We start from the raw sequence: 13,734 nt of genomic DNA, 5'->3' as shown, positions 1-13,734 counted from the left end.
CGGGGAGGGGGGTATTAATGGCGAAACGATTGTTGAAGTATCCGCCGGGTAAAAACGTGCCAAAGCAAACTTCAACGCTATGATTTCTCTGTAATACCCCACCCCAACCCTCCCCTTCGCAGGGGAGGGAGTTGACCGGTTTTCTCCTCCGGTCAGGTGAGAAAGGGACAACTTATTTTCGTAAAAGATCTACTAGTCCTCCCCCAGTCAAACGGCTCCAGATCCGAATACCTGATCCCCTTCGCGGCCAGCGCATCCACCAGTTCCTGCTGGGCGAGCACCGTGCCGGAACTCATATTCGGTGCGATACCCACATCTTCGAGCGTTTTCACCACTTCACGCATTTCCTCGGCGCGGCGTTTGCCGTGTTCTGCAATCCGGCTGATGAGATAGTGCGGAAACTGCGCGTCCCAGCCGAGTGAGGGGAAACTGGCGTGCAGCGAGGCGAGCACTTCTTGCTCGACGCCGTATTGCCGCGCAGCACTCAGGCATTCGGCAGTCAGCGCTTCCAGGCCTTTGATCATCACACTGCGGCACATCTTGATCGCCGAGGCCTCGCCGACGCTGGTGCTGTGAACTTTGCTGTTAAATCCGTTTTCATTCAGCCATTCATTGATCGCGTAAACATGTGTGCCGCCCAGCAGTAACGGGGTTTTCAGCCTTGCAGGCGGATAGGGGGCCATGACGGCGACATCAATGTAATTGCCACCCGCCTGCTCAATCAGCGCCATCGCTTCGCGTTTGGTGTGCGGCGAAACTGAATTCAGATCGAGAAAGAACTGACCGGGTGCGAGATGCCGGGCGACGGCACCGGCCACATTCAACGCTTCGGCGGCGGTCACAGCGGAGAAAATGATCTGACTGCCTTTCACGGCGTCTTCCAGTGACGGCGCAAAATGCACTCCGGCGTCACGGGCGCGCTGCCGGATAACCGCTGAATCTGTCAGCTTATCAAACGCCACGATATCCGGTGCCGGATTTTGCTTTTTCAGATCCGTTGCCAGAATGGTGCCCACTTCGCCGAGGCCGATGAGGGTAATGCGGGTCACGTTATTCATGATGAGATCCCTGTTGATCGTCCTGATGACCGTCCCAGACGCTGGCGGGGATGGCGACACGGCCTTCAAAAATCAGCCTTGCGGTACGTAACAGGGCACAGCCAGCCAGCCGTTCTGCCCCTGTTTTTGTCGGATCGAGTTGTAATTCCACGCTGAATTCCCCGGCCGGATGTTCCACGCTGATTAACGGCGTGTTGCCGGACGGCGTATGTGCCAGCCCTTCGGTGATGCTGCCGGGGATCAGGCAGGCGCTGGCGACGCTGACCGCGCCGAGTACGCCAATCGAGGCGTGGCAGCGATGCGGAATAAACGTCCGGCTGGAGATGGCACCGCCATTTCGCGGTTCGGCAATTAATGTCATTTTTGGCACGGTGCGCTGCGTGACATCGCCGAGTTTCATTTTCGGGCCCGCCTGCAAGCGGATTGATTCGAGGCGTTTTTTCAGTTCCGTGTCTGCATCCAGCTGTTCACGGCTTTCATAACCACTGCACCCGAAATCGGCGGCGCGCAGCAGAATAACGGGCATGCCATTGTCGATGCAGGTGACGTCGATACCGTCAAACGTGTCACGGGCGTTACCGGTTGGCAGCAACGCGCCACAACTGGAACCGGCGATATCGGCAAATTCCACGCTGATTTTGGCCGCGGTGCCCGGTACGCCATCAATGCGCAAATCACCCTGATAGCACACCTGACCCTCTTTTACCGGCACATGCGCGGTCGCAATCTGGCCGGTGTTTTCCATGAAGATCCGCACCGGGGTAATCCCTTCAACCGCGCTCAGCAGTTGCCTTTCAATGGCGAACGGGCCGACGGCAGCCAGGATATTGCCGCAGTTTTGTCCGTAATCCACCACGGCTTTATCGACATTAACCTGCGCAAAAAGATAATCGACGTCGGCGTCAGGGCGTGCCGAAGGGCGGATAATCGCCACTTTGCTGGTCAGCGGATCGGCGCCGCCAAGGCCATCAATCTGGCGCGGATCGGGGGAACCCATCACCGCCAGCAGCACATTGTCGCGTAAGGCCTGCTCGTGCGGTAAATCGTCCGCCAGAAAAAATGCGCCTTTTGACGTCCCGCCGCGCATCAGCAGGCAGGGGATTCGGGTCTGCGGCATATCGGCTCCTCAGCGCCTTGCGGCATTTTCCAGTTCTTCCAGCGAATCGAAATACTTCAGGCCTTTTTCTGCCAGACGCGGACGCATATTGTAGATATCCAATCCGAGTTCACCGTCTGCCATCCTGGCACGTTTACTTTCTTCCAGCGCTTCACGCTCACGGCTGGCCTGTGCCACTTGCGCGACCTCTTCGCGGGGGATGACCACAACGCCGTCATCATCGGCCACAATGGCATCGCCCGGATTCACTAACTGTCCGGCGCAGACAACCGGCACGTTCACGGAGCCGAGCGTTTCTTTGATCGTACCCTGCGCGTGAACGGCCCGTGACCAGACGCGGAAACCCATATCGCGCAGCGTTTTGGTATCACGCACGCCGAGATCGGCAACCAGCCCGACCACGCCGCGCGCTTTCAGTGACGTTGCCAGCAAATCGCCGAAGAAGCCGTCGGAACATGGCGAGGTTGGCGCAACCACCAGAATATCGCCCGGCTGACATTGTTCGACGGCTACGTGGAACATCCAGTTATCGCCCGGTGCGGTGAGCACGGTGACGGCGCTGCCGGAAATCGCACAATCCTGCTGTATCGGACGGATGCCCGCATCCAGCAAGCCTTTGCGACCCTGCGCTTCATGTACCGTCGCCACGCCAAAAGCCGCCAGTGCCGACACATCTGCTTTATTTGCCCGTGGAATATGGCGAACCACGACGCCTTTTTTGCCGACCAGACTCATGCTAAATCCTCCGTCACTCGCGGGAAGAGGCTCTGATAGCCTTCGCCGTAAACGATGTTTTTGGTGCTGGTGATCCCGACGTTACGTTTGGCCTGCACGCCGCGCTGTTGGGCGACGCGGGTATAGTATTCCCACAGATGTTCCTGACCGGCCATGCATTGAATGGCCTGATATTTCTTGTCCCAGACATCAGTGATATCGAGCAGAACATCGGGTTTCCAGTCGCACTGTTCCGGCTGATGTGGTTCAAAACAGTAAACCGGCGGTGCACCGACAATGGTTTCGCCCGGCTTATAGCCTTCTGCCTGCGCGATAATCCGCGCTTCCTGTGCCAGATGCGTCGCCATCGGGTGATCGTAGTTGTACGGGTCTTTCAGCGAATGGGTCAGCACAAAATGCGGCTGTACGCGGCGGTAAACATCGGCCAGACGGAACAACGATTCCTTGTCGGCGCGCAGCGGATAATCGCCCATATCGAAAAACTCGACACTGGCCCCGAGGATTTCGGCGGCGGCCATGGCTTCTTCGCGGCGTGATGCTTTCACGACTTCTTCGGTCATATTGCCTTTGCGCCACAGTTTGGCAGACTCACCGCGTTCACCAAACGACAGGCAAACGATGTGCACGGCGTAACCGGCCTGAGTATGTCTGGCGATGGCACCGCCCGCACGCCAGACGAAATCGGCAGAGTGGGCACTGACGACTAATGCACTTTTAGTGTTCTCTTTTTTGGGCTGAGTCATGGAGATGTCCTTGGTTTTTGTTCTCAAAATGTCTGAGTTCCATGCTGTCAGTCTGTGTCTGCGACGGGTAATTCATTTGATTGCATGGGGTATGCGTTTTATTTATATTGCAGGGAAAGGTCACGCAAAAAATGCTGAAGGGAGAAGGGGATGGCACAGTCGCAGATGTTGAGTAACCTGATGCAAATCAGAGCATTTTGTCAGGTGGTCGACCAGGGAAGTGTATCCCGCGCGGCTGATGAACTGTACCGCACACAATCTGCGGTAACACGGGCGATACGGGATCTGGAACAGTCCCTCGACGTTCCGCTGTTTGAACGTCACGCCAACGGCATGCTGCTGACGGATTTCGGTAAATGCGTGCTGCCGCGTGCGCGACGGGCGATTGCCGAATTGCGGCAGATCCCCTCACAGCTGGCGAAATTACAGGGCAAAAGCGGGCAAAGGCGCGGTGATACCGAACCGCTGTATCTGTTTAACGTCCGGCGTCTGCAAATTTTTATCTCTCTGTGTAAAACCCGGCATATGCAGACGGTCGCCACGCTGCTCGGCCTCAGCCAGCCCGCGGTCAGTGCTGCGCTGAAAGTACTGGAAAACGGTGCCGGTGTTGCGCTGCTGGAACGCACACCGCACGGCATGATGCCTTCACTTGCGGGGCAGGATATCGTGCCGAACCTGCGTCGTGCGCTTAATGAATTGCGTCATATTCCCGCCGACATTGCCGCCCGTCGCGGTGTGCTGGAAGGCACTGTGCAGGTTGGCGCTTTGCCACTCGGGCGCACGCGCTTACTGCCGCAGGCGATTATCGGCCTGACGCAGCGCTACAGCGGCGTGAAAGTGGTGACCAACGAAAGTGCCTTCAGCGCACTGGCGTCCGAGCTGCGGTCCGGGGAAGTGGACTTTATTTTTGGCGCGCTGAGATCCCGTGATTATGCGGCTGATATGGCAACAGAAACATTGTTTACCGAAAGCATGGTGATTCTGGCGAGAAAAGGACATCCGTTGCTGGCAGAAAATGTCACGCAGGAAACTCTGCGCGAGGCGCGCTGGGTGTTGCCGCGTGCTGAAACCCCGGCAAGACACCTGCTGGATAACAGTTTTGCTGCCATGGGGATGCCGCCGCCGGACCCGGTGGTGGAAAGCGGTGATCTGGGGATTGTGCGTGGGCTGCTGCTCGGTTCGGACATGCTGGCAGCAGTATCAGCCCGCCAGCTTGAGCATGAGCTTGAATCCGGCGAACTGGTTAAACTGCCGCTGGATCTGGCCGATACGCACCGCGCCATCGGCCTGACCTTCCGCGCCGGAAGTCTGCTTTCACCTGCCGCAGAGGCGCTGGTGATGGAGATCAGAAAAGTGTGTGGCAACCCCATTTTCATATGAGAATTTTGATTACGGGTAATTATCGTGTGTGAAATATGAACGATGTTGTTATGTGCTTTGGTTTTGGGGTAATTATTATCCTTAATACAAACAGGATGAATTCCGGTTCGTTGTATAAACAAAATACCTGTATCAGATCGCCCTCGTTTTACAGGCCCTGTCAGTATTGGGAATTCTCTAATTTTTAAGACAAGGTTACGTTTGTGTCTGTTTTGTACATGAATGGCCTGTCATTTTAAGGTAAGATGGCCGCCCTTGTGAAGGGAATGCCTGTTTTTTGATAAACCTTGTATAAATATGTGTTGAGAAATAAAGGTTGAATATTGCTCTCGCGGTTTGAGGGCTGTGAAGAGACTGGACTATGATAACTAAAGAAAAAGAAGTTATTAATAAAAAGAAAATAGTGCTTGTGACAGATTTACTTATCGGGCGTGGCGGCATGGAAAACGTGACCAGCCAGGTAATATCAGCACTCAAAAAGAGTGAAGAGTTTGAGGCGGGTTTTTTCGTCATCAATAGTGGTGAAAAGACGTACTCAAAATCCTGGCTCGATAATGCCGTGCTATTTGAAAGTGTCTGCACACTACGAAATAAAAAAGTAAAAAACTTCATACATACTCTGCGGCTTCTCTTATTTATCAGAAAATATAAACCAGAACATGTCATTACACTTAATACAATACCCAGCTTAATGGCACGTCGTGCAATTACCTTTTCTGCGCATAAGACTGTTTTATCCACATGGATGCATCTTCCACCCCGGGAGCGGTATCGCCCGCATTATCTGTTATCAGCAGATCATCATTTGCGATCAGCGATGAAATAAAAAATCAACTGACAGAGTTGGGTGTCGACAAAAATAACGTCGATGTGATTTTTAACCCCGTGAAAAAAACGGATACGGTTATTTTAAGACCCGAGTCGCTCAGAATCCTCTACATCGGCAGAATACATTTTGAAAGACAAAAGCAGTTAAAAGATCTCTTTGATGCGCTTGCCCGGGTCAGTGTCCGCTGGTCATTAGATATCGTGGGAGATGGTGAAGATTTGGCCACATGTCAATCTTATACGCAACAGTCGGGGATTTCTGATCAGATTACCTGGCATGGATGGCAAAGTGAACCCTGGGAATATGTCGAAAATAATATCAAAGAAGTCACTTGCCTGGTCATGACGTCTAATTTCGAAGGCTTCCCGCTTGTGCTGCTGGAAGCGATATCCCGGGGAATATATTGCGTCTCCTCTGATTGTATCAGCGGTCCGTCAGAAATAATTGAAAACAATATTAATGGGCAACTTTATCCGCAAAATGACATTATTAGGCTTTCTCAAATCATTAATAAAATAGGCAGTGATCGGGTATTGCCAGAGCAGGCAGTGATAAAGGAAAGTATCGGGAAGTTTTACGAAGATGCGTATATGAATAATTTTAAGAATATTCTTAATAAGATTGCTGAGGGAAAAGATGAATAGCAAATCTGCTACAGCTCCTTTGAAAATAATTGTAAATGCATCAGTTATTGCTCTTTGCATTTCACTTTCATTGAGCATGTTTATCACCGGATGGCCACAAAAAATATTTTATGTTGTTTCTTACGTCAGTTTTTTTACCACTTTATATGCTATTTACAAAAAGGATATCTCATTTAAGAATGAACATTTTTATCTGGTGATGTTCTTTTCATTGTTTTTCTTAGCCGCTGTCCGTTTTGTCTGGGCAATGATGCTAAAGCATAATGGCATAGATCCCTCGCCGACGAGCGCAGGCATCATTAACAATTATTTAGTAGGGAGCAAAAGGATCCTGCTGGGTGCTTTTGTCATCTTATGCCTTTCTGTGTATGGTTCGCTGACAACTCAAAAAACTATATTCTTAAGTAAAGTAATAATCGTGGTGGGGTTGATTGTTACGCTGGGCTTCGGGTTACATGAACATTTTTATACCGTGAATGACCGGATAAAACTGACGACTGATGCATCGTCAATGTCCTCTTATATGATTATTTTCATATACGCGGCTTATCTGGGGTTAAGCCGGTTAGAAAATCATCGTTATTCAAAATGTGTGGATCTAGGGGCTTTTATACTGACCTTTATCCTCCTGTATTTATGTGGGACAAGAATTACCATTCTCGCTCTCATATTCCTTAAGCTTACCTTTATATTTTTAGAGTATAAAATAGACTTAAGAAAAAATTGGCAGATGGCGGGGTTGGTCGTGCTCGCTATTGTGGCGATTTTAGGCATCACCGGGCATCGCTGGGCCCAGGGTATTAATGATATCCAGAAATATGATGTACAAAGTTCAACATCACTGGGGGCCAGGGTGGCGATCTGGCAAAGTGGTATATACCTGTTACATCACCATATTGGTTTTACTACGCCTGATGAGAGAACCACGTTGGCCAGAGCGTTTATCAAAACGCATCATCCGGAAAACACGGAAGGCTATACCAATGTTCAATATAATATGCACAACGAATTTCTTGAGGTCACTACACTTCAGGGATTATTAGGAACGTTTTCCTTATTGCTGCCTTATCTGGTTTTAATCTATGGGTGGGTGAGGAAAGTTAATATTAAAGGCATGGTGCTTCCATTTATTGCTTTATTCGTTACCGGACTGACGGATTCAGTGATTCTTTATGATCAGACAGCAACATTGTTTGTCATATCGCTGGCGGTCTGCTGTATTGGTACGCGAAAATCTGCTGAATAACATGCCTGAAATATAAGGATTCACACTCTGAATCCTTATGTTATTTAAGTTTTACTTTCCAAAAATCTGCTTTATTTATTCAGATTTACCACTGCCTGTCTGATCGCATATTCATAGCCCTGAATGCCAAAACCGCAGATTACGCCGACGGCAACGTCGGAAAGGAATGAATGGTGGCGGAAGGCGTCGCGTTTATGCACGTTGGTGATATGCACTTCGTACAGCGGCAGGCTGACGGCGGTCACGGCGTCGCGGATGGCGACGGACGTGTGCGTCCACGCAGCGGCGTTGAGCACAATCGCGTCCACTTTGCCACGGCATGCCTGAATGCGGTCAATCAGATCTCCTTCGTGATTGGTCTGGAAGAATTCGATTTTTGCGCCGCAGTTTTCGCCAGTCTGATGACAAAGCTTTTCGATGGTCGCCAGCGTGTCGTGACCGTAGGTTTCCGGTTCACGGGTGCCCAGTAAATTGAGATTCGGGCCGTTGAATACGGCAATGTTGTAGTTCATCAGTGTCTGCCTTTTTTCAGTAATCCGTAAATCCAAACAAATCTTTCGGGGTCTGCCACAAAATCTGCTGGCGGATCTTTTCATCAGGAAATAATTGTCCGACCAGCATCAGTAACGTACCGAGATCCATCCGGTGCTCCGCCCGCAGGAACGGCCAGTCGGAACCCCACATGCAATGCTCCGCGCCGAAGGCATCCAGCAGGGCGTGCTGGTAGGCGTGCCCGTCCTGATACGGGAAAGGCTGACGGCTGAATTTCGCTAAGCCTGAGAGTTTTACCCAGGCTCTTTGCTGGTCAGCGAGGCTGAGCAGTGCCTGAAAAGCCGGTTGTTGCAGCCCCTGCGTGACGTCAGGTCGCCCGGAGTGATCAATCAGCAGCCGTGCGCGGGTACGGTTAATCAGCGGCAACAATGCCAGAAGCTGATCGTTTTGCACCTGAATGGCGGCGAACATATCCAGTTCGGCAAGACGCCCCATCAGGCCGTCGAGATGCAAAAACGGCTCCGTGCCGAGCATCGCGACGTTCATGGCAATTCCGACCACACCGGCATTTTTCAGGTTTGCAAGCCGCTCAATGCCGATGTCAAACGGCACCACGGCAATGCCTTTGAAGCGCCCGTTGCCTTTTTGCAGCGCATCCAGCAGACACGCACTGTCGGTGTTATATCCCGAGGTCGGGCCGACAATCAGCGAGTGGCGGATGTTGTACGCCTGCATCACGGCACGGTAATACTCGGTGGTGCCAATCTCGTGACCTTCCGGACGATACGGCGTGTCCGGCAGGTACGGAAAGCGCGCCGGATCAAACACGTGGTGATGGGTGTCGATCTTAGGTTGATCAAAAATTGTCATGCTTTCGCTTTACCTGCTACTGAATAGAGAACTTGCTGATTGCGGGTTTTCTGGAATTCTTCCAGCGATTCGCCCCGCATCGCGGAATAAATATGTAAGTTGGACACACCGACTACCGCGCCGAGTTTTTCCAGCAGAAAGAAACTGACGCCGTAATGGATCATGCCGCGCCAGTCGAGTTCGCGCAGCAGTTGCTGTTCCTCGTCCGTCAGCTTGTTTTCGGTAAACAGCGCATGTTGATCGATAAGAAAACGTTCACGCCATGCAGGCTGGATCAGACGGTGCAGGAAACGGTTGATGCGCAACGCTTTCAGACTGCGTGCCTGGGTGAACGGATAGGTGCCCGGCAGCTTTTCAACGCCCGCCATTTGTTGCGCGATTTTGTCACGCTGGCGCTGTTGCACATCATACGGTGCTTCACGCGACTGATTTTCGAGGATCAGCGTGGCGATACCGGTCATCGACGGCAGGTAATAAGCCTGATGCAGTTTCTTCACATTGGCTGACAGCGCACCGCGCATCACCAGCCACATGATCACTTCCGCGCCTTCCATGCCGCCCAGCGTGGCGAATTCAGCCAGCGTCATTTCGGTCAGACGTTCCGGGTCGTTGACGATCATATCGACAAATTGCTCATCCCAGTCCGGGTTGTTAAACCCGCAGCGTTCGCCGTGAACCTGATGCGACACGCCGCCGGTGGCGACAATCGCCACGTTTAAATCTTCCGGGAAACTTTCAATCGCACGGCGCAGCGCCTGACCGAGTTTGTAGCAGCGGCGGGCGGCGGGAATAGGGAACTGTAATACGCCGATTTGCAGCGGAACGATTTGTGTCGGCCAGCCGCCTTCATGCGGGAGAAGGGCAGAAAGCGGCGAGAACAAACCGTGATCCAACGGCTTATCCTGAAAGAAAGACATATCGAATTCATCCGCCATCAGGCTGGCACCGATATGCTGAGACAGCGCCGCATGGCCTTTGACCGCAGGCAGGTCACGCGGGCCGCCGCCTTCATCGGCCACTTCATACTGCTCGTCGATACCTAACGTAAAGGCGGAATAGTGATCGAAGAAGAACGAGGTCACGTGGTCGTTGAAAATGTAGACCAGCACGTCCGGTTTTTTCTCATCCAGCCATTTTTGCATCGGCGCAAAGCTCTCGAAAATCGGCGCCCAGGCGCTTTCTTCCTGCTTGTTATGGTCAACCGCAAAACCGATGGTCGGGGTATGTGAAACTGCTAAACCGCCTATGATTTTCGCCATCTTAAATCCTCAATACTTTTTGTAGGGTAACTGCGACACGCACGTCGCGCCGCATTATTTATGGTGATGAATATGTTTCTAATTATCAGGTGGCTAATCCGGAGACTAGCGGATATTCATGGTGCGCGACAACTCCGGGATGTCGGTAATATCAACACCTTTGATCATCTCGGCCGGGTGCGCCGCGCGGTGTAAAAGAATGCTCAGCCCTGCCAGCAACGCAGGCAGCGCCAGAATAATAAAGATCATGTTTTGGCCGGAGAAAACACCCAGCAGAACGCCGCCCATCGATGAACTGATAATCGCGCCGCTGCGGCCGATACCGTGCATCCAGCAGACGCCGGTGGCACGCATTTCGGTCGGATAGAAGGCTGGCGAAAACGCCTGCAAACCGGTCTGTGCGCCGTTGATACAGACACCGCTGATGAACACCAGCAGGGCGAGAATATCCGGGCCAAAGTTGCCAATACCTTGCGACAGCAGGCTGATCACGCCCATCATGTAGAAACCCGCAATGACACGTTTGGCGGTGAATCTGTCCATCAGCCCGCCGACCATCAGGCCGCCGAAAGTGCCGCCCAACTGGAACAAACCGGCGACGATAGCCGCGCGTTCCAGCGAGAAACCGCCGTTACGCATAATGGTTGGCAACCAGCCGTTGAGCAGATAAATCACGAACAGGCCCATGAAGTAAGTGACCCACAACACCATCGTGCCTTTGGCGTAGCCGTTGGTGAAAAGCTGGAATACTTTGGCTTTTTTCTGAATAACCGGCGCCTTGAGCACAAATTTGGTTCCTTCGCTGAAAACACCCCCGGCGCGGGTCAGCACTTTGGCAATTTTTTCTTTCGCGACGTTACGCACCACCATGTACATGGCGGATTCCGGCAGGATCCACAGCAGTAACGGCAGCATCAGCAGCGGCAAAATCCCACCGGCAAAAATTACTGCTTTCCAGCCAAAGTGCGGCAACAGACCGGCCGCGACAAATCCCCCCGCGCCGGAACCGACGTTAAAGCCGCTGTACATCACAGTGATCATCAGGCTGCGGCGGCGTTCGGGCATGTATTCCGACACCAGCGTCACGGTATTAGGCATGACCGCGCCTAAGCCGAGACCGGTGAGAAAACGCAGGATTGCCATTTCCATCGGCGTGCGGGCAAAGGTACTCAGCAGACTGAACAGGGCAAAACACAGAATCGACCACATCAGCACCCGCTTGCGGCCAAAGCGATCCGCGTTCGGTCCGGCAATCAGCGCGCCGATCGCCACGCCAAACATGGCGGCACCCAGGATCGGCCCCATTTCCGCACGGCTGATGCCCCAGTCTTCGATCAGCGCCGGGGCGATAAAGCCCATCACCGCGGCGTCATAACCGTCGAACATGATGATGATGAAACACAGTGACAAAACCACCCATTGATATTTCGATATCGGGCGTTCGTCTATCCACGTTTTCACATCCACGATGGTGTTGTTGCTCATAGGGTACGCTCTCTGTTTTTTTTATTAATATGTGATCGGATTAAAACTTTGAACAAAATTTCACTGACCGGTTAAGCACAGAAAACGGCCGTGAGAGGTTTTTATAAGTATTATTTTATTTATTAAACAGTAAGTTGGTTATTCATTGTTGTGTTTCCTGATAACCAACTTAGGGGCTGCAAAGCATGCTGTCTGCCATAAAATCATTATGCAGGTATGAGTTTTGTTTATAGGGGGCGTGCAGAAAGAGCGGCAGACAGGCTGCCGTCAGGAGAGTTTCATACAAGGGAGGTGAGTCGGGAACGTCCAGCAGGTCAGAATGCTATGCCGGCATATCCCGGAAGCAGTCGTTATCGAGGGTAATTATGGCAATTTTCTGCACCGGGCCACGCATGTTGACCTGAAAGTCGCCGCTGAAACTGATGGCGAGTTTTCCGCCCGGCATCTGTACCGTGACATGGTCATCCACCAGCCCGAGTTTGCGCATCGCGCTGGCTGCCGCGCAACTGCTGCTGCCGGAAGCCAGCGTATAACCCGCGCCGCGCTCCCAGATGCCGATGCTGATATTATTGCGATCAAGGACTTGCGCGAACTGCACGTTGGTACGTTTCGGGAAAATCGCCAGCGTTTCAATCTCTGAGCCGAGTTGCTTTACTAAATCCAGATCCAGTTTGTCCACCCGGATCACGCAGTGCGGATTGCCCATGGATACCAGCGTCGCACTGAGATTATGCCCGCCCGCGACGATGGGTAGCGCGAGAGCTTCATCGCCTTCTACACTGGCGGGTAAAGCGGCTGGCGAGAATTTTGCCTGCCCCATATCCACAATCACCTGATGGGCGCCGTCGGTGACTTCACAACACACTTGCCCGCCCGGTGTATTCACCAGAAACGGCTCATGCGCGACGCGGCCAATATCAAACAGATAACGGGCGTAAATACGCAGACCGTTGCCGCTTTTCTCAGCTTCTGAACCGTCAGGATTGATAATACGCAGGGAGGGGATATCTGCATCGTCATTGTCGATCAGCAAACCGTCGGAACCGATGCCGTAATGACGATCGCAGATGCGCCGGATTTGCTGGTTACTGAGCAGGGCGGCGACGCGGTGATGGCAGACCAGATAATCGTTACCCAGTCCGTGATAGCGGTGAAAAATCATAATGGCAGCTCCGGAATTATTTATTATTGTTATAAATATCATTAACAGGAAATACCAGAATTTACTTTTAACCCATGTCTGCCATAAAAAAGGAGTTGTTTATGCAGTCTTTTACCGTCCCCGTTGCATCGCCGCCGCTGGCTATCACCACATCGCGACTGATTTTGCGCCAGTGGCAGGATAAAGATTTTGAACCTTTTGCCGCCATGAACGCTGATCCGCAGGTGATGGAATTTTTCCCGTCAGTGCTGGCCCGTGAAAAAAGTGATGAAATGGCGATCCGCTGTCGGGATTTGATCACTGAACGTGGGTGGGGGATCTGGGTGGTTGAGTTACGTGAAACCGGCGAGTTTATGGGCTTCGTCGGGTTGCATACACCGGGATATAACCTGCCGTTCAACCCGTGCGTTGAAGTCGGCTGGCGTTTACGGGCGGATGCGTGGGGACAGGGTTTTTGCACCGAAGCTTCCCGCGCTGCGCTGGATGCCGGGTTTATTCAGCTAGGGCTCAACGAAATTGTGGCATTTACAGCGCTGCCGAATGTCCGCTCACAGGCAGTGATGAAAAAGCTGGGAATGGTGTGCGATCCCGAAGAGAACTTCATGCATCCGGTGATTGAGGAAGGGCACTGGTTGCGGGAACATTGTTTGTATCGGCTAAAACGGGTCTGACTCCCTCCCCTGCGAAGGGGAGGGTTGGGGTGGGGTATTAAAG

12 protein-coding genes and 1 pseudogene are annotated in these 13,734 nt (G+C 52.4%); 4 read left to right on the top strand and 9 right to left on the bottom strand.

The features are described from left to right. Window positions 1-152: 152 nt before the first annotated feature. From UC14_RS18190 to galB, 4 genes are read right to left on the bottom strand one after another with little or no spacing between them, the layout of a single operon-like run. The gene (locus UC14_RS18190; protein WP_112198152.1) at window positions 153-1,058 is read right to left on the bottom strand and encodes an NAD(P)-dependent oxidoreductase; all 906 of its coding nucleotides are present in this window, start codon (window positions 1,056-1,058) and stop codon (window positions 153-155) included. Beyond that, window positions 1,051-2,175, bottom strand: a complete 1,125-nt coding sequence (locus tag UC14_RS18185; RefSeq protein WP_112152527.1) for a 4-oxalomesaconate tautomerase — start codon at window positions 2,173-2,175, stop codon at window positions 1,051-1,053. Before UC14_RS18185 ends, UC14_RS18190 begins: the two co-directional genes overlap by 8 nt. A gap of 9 nt (window positions 2,176-2,184) precedes the next feature. Next, on the bottom strand, window positions 2,185-2,910 hold the full coding sequence (locus UC14_RS18180; RefSeq protein ID WP_037034520.1) for a 4-carboxy-4-hydroxy-2-oxoadipate aldolase/oxaloacetate decarboxylase: 726 nt from the start codon (window positions 2,908-2,910) through the stop codon (window positions 2,185-2,187). Continuing rightward, the gene (galB, locus tag UC14_RS18175; protein ID WP_013575973.1) at window positions 2,907-3,653 is read right to left on the bottom strand and encodes a 4-oxalmesaconate hydratase; all 747 of its coding nucleotides are present in this window, start codon (window positions 3,651-3,653) and stop codon (window positions 2,907-2,909) included. Before galB ends, UC14_RS18180 begins: the two co-directional genes overlap by 4 nt. Window positions 3,654-3,803: 150 nt before the next feature. Between galB and UC14_RS18170 the strand changes: the two genes are divergently transcribed. From UC14_RS18170 to UC14_RS18160, 3 genes and pseudogenes are all read left to right on the top strand, one after another. Beyond that, the gene (locus UC14_RS18170; protein WP_112198151.1) at window positions 3,804-5,033 is read left to right on the top strand and encodes a LysR family transcriptional regulator; all 1,230 of its coding nucleotides are present in this window, start codon (window positions 3,804-3,806) and stop codon (window positions 5,031-5,033) included. Between the two features lie 361 nt (window positions 5,034-5,394). Further along, a pseudogene (locus UC14_RS18165) lies at window positions 5,395-6,506 on the top strand (glycosyltransferase). Then, a complete protein-coding gene (locus UC14_RS18160; protein ID WP_112198150.1) occupies window positions 6,499-7,752 on the top strand; it encodes an O-antigen ligase in 1,254 nt (417 codons plus the stop codon). Before UC14_RS18165 ends, UC14_RS18160 begins: the two are co-directional and overlap by 8 nt. Window positions 7,753-7,823: 71 nt before the next feature. Here the strand turns inward: UC14_RS18160 and aroQ are convergent, their stop codons facing one another. The 5 genes from aroQ to dapF form a co-directional block, all read right to left on the bottom strand. Next, window positions 7,824-8,264: a type II 3-dehydroquinate dehydratase gene (gene aroQ / locus UC14_RS18155; protein ID WP_015690079.1), complete on the bottom strand. Its 441-nt coding sequence runs from the start codon at window positions 8,262-8,264 to the stop codon at window positions 7,824-7,826. A 16-nt stretch (window positions 8,265-8,280) separates the two neighbouring features. After that, complete coding sequence (locus UC14_RS18150) at window positions 8,281-9,114, bottom strand: amidohydrolase (RefSeq protein WP_112198149.1); 834 nt, start codon at window positions 9,112-9,114, stop codon at window positions 8,281-8,283. Continuing rightward, window positions 9,111-10,373 carry a gallate dioxygenase gene (locus tag UC14_RS18145; RefSeq protein ID WP_112198148.1) on the bottom strand — a complete coding sequence of 421 codons (1,263 nt, stop codon included), beginning with the start codon at window positions 10,371-10,373 and terminating at the stop codon, window positions 9,111-9,113. The genes UC14_RS18150 and UC14_RS18145 overlap by 4 nt, the downstream gene beginning before the upstream one ends. A gap of 105 nt (window positions 10,374-10,478) precedes the next feature. Continuing rightward, complete coding sequence (locus UC14_RS18140) at window positions 10,479-11,858, bottom strand: aromatic acid/H+ symport family MFS transporter (protein ID WP_112198147.1); 1,380 nt, start codon at window positions 11,856-11,858, stop codon at window positions 10,479-10,481. Between the two features lie 322 nt (window positions 11,859-12,180). Next, window positions 12,181-13,020, bottom strand: a complete 840-nt coding sequence (gene dapF / locus UC14_RS18135; protein ID WP_112152532.1) for a diaminopimelate epimerase — start codon at window positions 13,018-13,020, stop codon at window positions 12,181-12,183. Window positions 13,021-13,121: 101 nt separating this feature from the next. Between dapF and UC14_RS18130 the strand changes: the two genes are divergently transcribed. Next, on the top strand, window positions 13,122-13,691 hold the full coding sequence (locus UC14_RS18130) for a GNAT family N-acetyltransferase (protein WP_112152533.1): 570 nt from the start codon (window positions 13,122-13,124) through the stop codon (window positions 13,689-13,691). Window positions 13,692-13,734 lie beyond the last annotated feature (43 nt).

The sequence above is a fragment of the Rahnella sp. NRRL B-41462 genome, assembly GCF_003263525.1.
Taxonomy (GTDB): Bacteria; Pseudomonadota; Gammaproteobacteria; order Enterobacterales; family Enterobacteriaceae; genus Rahnella; species Rahnella aceris.
The sequence above is the reverse complement of the archived record's forward strand: the minus strand, read 5'-3'. Positions and strand labels throughout refer to the sequence as shown.

Excerpts from the sequence above, each read along its gene's own strand:
- UC14_RS18185 (WP_112152527.1), bottom strand. The coding sequence starts at position 2,175 with ATGCCGCAGACCCGAATCCCCTGCCTGCTGATGCGCGGCGGGACGTCA.
- UC14_RS18160 (WP_112198150.1), top strand. The coding sequence starts at position 6,499 with ATGAATAGCAAATCTGCTACAGCTCCTTTGAAAATAATTGTAAATGCA.
- UC14_RS18130 (WP_112152533.1), top strand. The coding sequence starts at position 13,122 with ATGCAGTCTTTTACCGTCCCCGTTGCATCGCCGCCGCTGGCTATCACC.
- galB (WP_013575973.1), bottom strand. The coding sequence starts at position 3,653 with ATGACTCAGCCCAAAAAAGAGAACACTAAAAGTGCATTAGTCGTCAGT.
- UC14_RS18170 (WP_112198151.1), top strand. The coding sequence starts at position 3,804 with ATGGCACAGTCGCAGATGTTGAGTAACCTGATGCAAATCAGAGCATTT.
- dapF (WP_112152532.1), bottom strand. The coding sequence starts at position 13,020 with ATGATTTTTCACCGCTATCACGGACTGGGTAACGATTATCTGGTCTGC.
- UC14_RS18180 (WP_037034520.1), bottom strand. The coding sequence starts at position 2,910 with ATGAGTCTGGTCGGCAAAAAAGGCGTCGTGGTTCGCCATATTCCACGG.
- UC14_RS18190 (WP_112198152.1), bottom strand. The coding sequence starts at position 1,058 with ATGAATAACGTGACCCGCATTACCCTCATCGGCCTCGGCGAAGTGGGC.
- aroQ (WP_015690079.1), bottom strand. The coding sequence starts at position 8,264 with ATGAACTACAACATTGCCGTATTCAACGGCCCGAATCTCAATTTACTG.
- UC14_RS18150 (WP_112198149.1), bottom strand. The coding sequence starts at position 9,114 with ATGACAATTTTTGATCAACCTAAGATCGACACCCATCACCACGTGTTT.
- UC14_RS18145 (WP_112198148.1), bottom strand. The coding sequence starts at position 10,373 with ATGGCGAAAATCATAGGCGGTTTAGCAGTTTCACATACCCCGACCATC.
- UC14_RS18140 (WP_112198147.1), bottom strand. The coding sequence starts at position 11,858 with ATGAGCAACAACACCATCGTGGATGTGAAAACGTGGATAGACGAACGC.